Source organism: Methanolapillus africanus, from assembly GCF_032714475.1.
GTDB lineage: Archaea > Halobacteriota > Methanosarcinia > Methanosarcinales > Methanosarcinaceae > Methanolapillus > Methanolapillus africanus.
This window is the reverse complement of sequence record NZ_JAWDKD010000010.1, coordinates 1-5,250: the sequence shown is the minus strand read 5'-3', so window position 1 is coordinate 5,250 and position 5,250 is coordinate 1. Positions and strand designations below refer to the sequence as shown.

1 protein-coding gene is annotated in these 5,250 nt (G+C 49.8%); it reads right to left on the bottom strand.

Annotated features, from left to right (window positions below; all coding sequences use genetic code 11):
* Window positions 1–5,250: beta strand repeat-containing protein (locus tag MsAg5_RS02840; protein ID WP_338099107.1), on the bottom strand; the 5,250-nt coding region annotated here is incomplete at both ends.

The window sequence follows — 5,250 nt, the reverse complement described above, 5'->3', positions numbered from 1 at the left end:
CAGCGGTAGCATCGGCGGTTGTGTAACCGGCGGATGTGGCACCGGAGATGTCCGTGAACGTTACGTTGTCCGCGGATTCCTGCCATTGGTAACCGTTTGCGTTCGTTGCAGTCACACTGAACGTTGCGTTTTGACCGATTGAAATGTTCTTGTCAACAGGCTGGGTTGTGATGGAGATCGCATCCGTTGCGCTCAAGACCGTCAACTTGGCAGAGTTGGAAGTCAACTCGTCCCCGTTGGTTCCGGCAATCACAACTCTGTAATAAGTCATGCCGGCAGCGGTGGCGTCAGCAGTTGTGTAACTGCTTGCGGTTGCACCGGAGATGTCCGTGAACGTTGTGTTGTCCGCGGATTCCTGCCACTGGTAACCGTTTGCATTCGTTGCAGTCACACTGAACGTTGCGTTTTGACCGATTGAAATGTTCTTGTCAGCCGGTTGGGTTGTGATTGAGATCGCATCCGTTGCACTGAGAACAGTCAACTTGGCAGAGTTGGAAGTCAACTCGTCGCCGTTGGTTCCGACAATCACGACTCTGTAATAAGTCATGCCGGCAGCAGTGGCGTCAGCGGTTGTGTAACCGGCCGACGTGGCGCCGGAGATGTCCGTGAACGTTGTATTGTCTGCGGATTCTTGCCATTGGTAACCGTTTGCATTTGTTGCAGTCACACTGAACGTTGCATTTTGACCGATTGAAATGTTCTTATCAGCCGGTTGAGTTGTGATGGAAATCGCATCCGTTGCACTCAAGACAGTCAACTTGGCAGAGTTGGAAGTCAGCTCATCACCGTTAACACCGGCAATCACGACTCTGTAATAAGTCATACCGGCAAAGGTAGCATCGGCGGTTGTGTAACCGGCAGATGTGGCACCAGAGATGTCAGTGAACGTTGTATTATCTGCAGATTCCTGCCATTGATAGCCGTTTGCATTGTCTGCAACAACGCTGAAAGTTGCGTTTTGACCGATTGAAATATTCTTGTCAGCCGGTTGGGTTGTGATTGAGATCGCATCCGTTGCACTGAGAACAGTCAACTTGGCAGAGTTGGAGGTCAACTCGTCCCCGTTGGTTCCGGCAATCACGACTCTGTAATAAGTCATACCGGCAGCGGTAGCGTCAGCGGTTGTGTAACCGGCGGAGGTGGCACCGGAGATGTCCGTGAACGTTATGTTGTCTGCGGATTCCTGCCATTGGTAACCGTTTGCATTCGTTGCAGTCACACTGAACGTTGTGTTTTGACCGATTGAAATGTTCTTGTCAGCCGGTTGGGTTGTGATTGAGATCGCATCCGTTGCACTGAGAACAGTCAACTTGGCAGAGTTAGAGGTCAACTCGTCCCCATTGGTTCCGGCAATCACGACTCTGTAATAAGTCATACCAGCAACGGTAGCATCGGCGGTTGTGTAACCGGCCGATGTGGCGCCGGAGATGTCCGTGAACGTTGTATTATCTGCGGATTCCTGCCATTGGTAACCGTTTGCATTCGTTGCAGTCACACTGAAAGTTGCGTTTTGACCGATTGAAATGTTCTTGTCAGCCGGTTGGGTTGTGATTGAAATCGCATCCGTTGCGCTCAAGACAGTCAACTTGGCAGAGTTGGAGGTCAACTCGTCGCCGTTGGTTCCGGCAATGACAACTCTGTAATAAGTCATGCCGGCAGCGGTAGCATCAGCGGTTGTGTAACCGGCAGATGTGGCGCCGGAGATGTCCGTGAACGTTACGTTGTCTGCAGATTCCTGCCATTGATAGCCGTTTGCATTCGTTGCAGTCACACTGAACGTTGCGTTTTGACCGATTGAAATGTTCTTGTCAACAGGCTGGGTTGTGATTGAAATCGCATCCGTTGCGCTCAAGACAGTCAAAAGAACGGCATTCGATTCGACAACATCACCATGTGTCCCGGTAACCACAACTTTAAACTTGGTTTGGTTATCGGTCAGGTCAGTTGCCGGAGTGGTATAACTGGTCGAAGTCGCACCGGGAATATCGATAAACGTCAATTCGCCGTTTATTGATTTTTGCCATTGGTAGGAAACGGCATTGGCAGCAGCAACGTTAAATGTCGCCGTTTGACCAACGCCAACAATTTGATCGGTCGGTTGAGTTGTGATTGAAACGGCATCAACTTCATCCACAACGGTCAATGTGGCCGCATTTGATGTCTTCACATCTAAAGATTGTCCGGTGACAACAACTCTATATTGAGTTTGGTTATCCGCCGGGACAGCGGCATTTGTTGTATAGCTGCTCAAAGTGGCGCCGGAAATGTTGTTGAATGTTGAGCCGCCATCTGTAGACTTTTGCCACTGATACGCACCGACGTTCGTTGCAACAACATTGAATGTCGCGGTTTGACCTTCAGAAACAATTTTGTTGGCCGGATGAGTTGTAATGGAAACGGCATTTGCCAAGCTGACAATGGTCAAAACAACCGAATTCGACGTGACTGTATCGCCGCTGATTCCGGTAACAACAACTTGATAAGTACCGGAATGACTCGTTTGAGCATTAGAAATCGAAAAGGAAGAACCTGTGCCAACGTTGTCCCAAGCCGATGAACTTGTATTATATTTCTGCCATTGGTAAGAAGAAGCGTTTGCCGCAACAACCGTAAATGTTGCTGTTTCCCCCTCTGCCATCGTTTGACTAAACGGCTGGGTGATGATTGAAACCGGCGTCGGATTCGCCGTCACCGTCAATGTGGCCGCATTTGAAACACCGCTGTAGACGCCGCTTGCATCCTTTGCCGTCACTTTGTATTTCAAACCGTTCATGCTCAAAGCCGTCGGGTTAATTGTATAGCTTGACGACGTCGCGCCGGAAATGTCCGTAAACGTCGTGCCGTCCGTTGACTGCTGCCATTGGTAAGAATACGGTGTTGTCCCCACATTATCGACAGTTGATGCTGTTACCGAGAAAGTGGCCGGGCTGCCTTCAAAGACACTCTGGTCCGCCGGACCGTTAAAAATAATCAGATTCGCATACAGATCCGTCACAGACGTGTTGGTCATCCAGACGTCCTGTTCATACTTGACGCCTTCTTGCGTATACCAAGAATAAGAATAGCCGATCAAGGTTGGGAGGAAGCTGCTGTCAAACGCATGCAAACGGGTTTCATTCAAAACATACCCATCCGATTGATAGTCATTGATGGTGTAATTGTAGCGGATGGTGTAAACCACAGTCATATTCTTATTTGTACCATCATTGGCGTGATAAGTAATATTCTGAAGATCAAAATCAGCCGGCTTTCCTGTTGTCGCCCAATCCGTCGTCCAATTGCCGCCGTTTCCGACTTGAATGCCGACCGTGCTGCCGTTACCCGGAACGTTATTCAGATTGGTGGAAACAACACCGCCCATGATTTTGATGGTGTTTGTAACAGAAGGAGTAACGACGCTGTAATTGTAGTAGAAAGCAGGTGTACTACCTGTGGTTGCTCCTCCAACGCCGCCCTTTTGATCATTGCCTGTGTTAAATGCATTAGGCGCTTCTTTTCCAGCATTAACAATATTAGATGTGGCATTTGTACTAAGATTAGTATACCCGCCGCCGCCGCCGCCGATCGCCGCACCGAGACCATTGCCTGTCGCTGACACAACACCGTTGACTATTATGATATTACCACTGGAACCACCTTGTCCACCTTGGTTAACCTTATTATTGTCATTCCAAACACCGCCTGCACCACCACGGCCGCCGCCAATACCGGCACCGTGAAGAGCACCGACTGCCGTCACATTGCCGCCGTAAATGGTGATATTACCGCCGCTGCCGCCGGGACCACCCCATCCGCTTGAACTGGGGGAATTATAATATGTAAGTCCTCCGTTGCCGCCACGACCACCGCCAATACCGGCGCCGCCAACGCTGCCGGTTGCTGTCACATTACCGCCGGCAATGGTAATATTGCCGCCGTATCCGCCGTATCCACCCAGCTGACCGACACTACCGACCGCATAGCCGACCTCAGTTGCACCGCCGCCGCCAATACCGGCGCCGCCGCCAATACCAATGCCGGCCATTAAACTTGTTGCCGTAACGTTCCCGCCCTGAATCGTGATATTTCCGCCGCTGCCGCCACGATTATCGGAACTGTTCGTGCTACTGTAAAAAGTACTGCCGTCCAGTCCCGTTGTACCTTGCCCGCCACCACCGATACCGGCACCGTACCCATACCCTCTCGCATTAACGGTACTGTTTAAAATTGTGATATTGCCGGAATCTCCACCGCGACCTGCGAATACTCCATAATTGCCATAGCCTGCACCACCGCTACCGCCGCCGATGCCGGCACTGCCAACGCCGCCGGACGCTTCAACTGTCGCGTTACCGATTATAATGTTACCGGAATTTCCACCGTTACCATAACCACCGGCGCCGCCACCAATACCGGCACCGCCGACACGACTGCCGTAGTCAATGGCTGTTGCATTAACATTGCCGCCTAAGATTTTAATGTCGCCTATAGCATCATTTCCTCCAAATAGGACGCCGCTGCCACCGATACCGGCGCCGCCGCCATAAGCCAAGGCTGTAATATTACCGCTATGAATTGTAATAAACCCGCTTTGGACATCACTTGAAGACGAGGAGTTACTTGTGCCACCGATACCGGCACCACCATAATACCCGACCGCCGTTAAATTTCCGGGACCATAAATATCCAAAGAAGGATAACCACTATCATAAGAACCGACCAGAATTCCGGCGCCGCCCGACGTAGAATTACATTTCAGTGTATTATTTCCCAAAAGAGTTAAACTGCTGCCGTTACTCTTAATTTTTAGAGCGTTTGTAGCAGGATAGTTATAGGCATTGATGCTCACATTGTCAAGCGTTAAATTAACCGCTGCAGAACAAAGAATCGATACCCTTAAGCGCTCATTTGAATCACTTTTTATTGTAACAGGATTCGTTGTGGTGATATTGATCGTCGTGTAAACGCTTGGCGAACCTGCCGGCAGCGTATATTCACCGCCTTGATTAATTGTGACGTTTCCGTCCGATGGCCAATTAAATGAAACACCCGGCGTCGGGATGATGCCGGCCGATGCAACCGGAAGGACTTGCGCCGGAAAAAGAGCGAAAAGAACGGCGAAGACCAATAAAAGAGCGATAATTTTAGATGAAAGGCCGGAGCGGCTCAGTAAAATGTTTGTTTGTTTGTTTGTTTGTTTGTTTGTTTGTTTGTTTGTTTGTTTGTTTGTTTGTTTGTTTGTTTGTTTGTTTGTTTGTTTGTTTGTTTGTT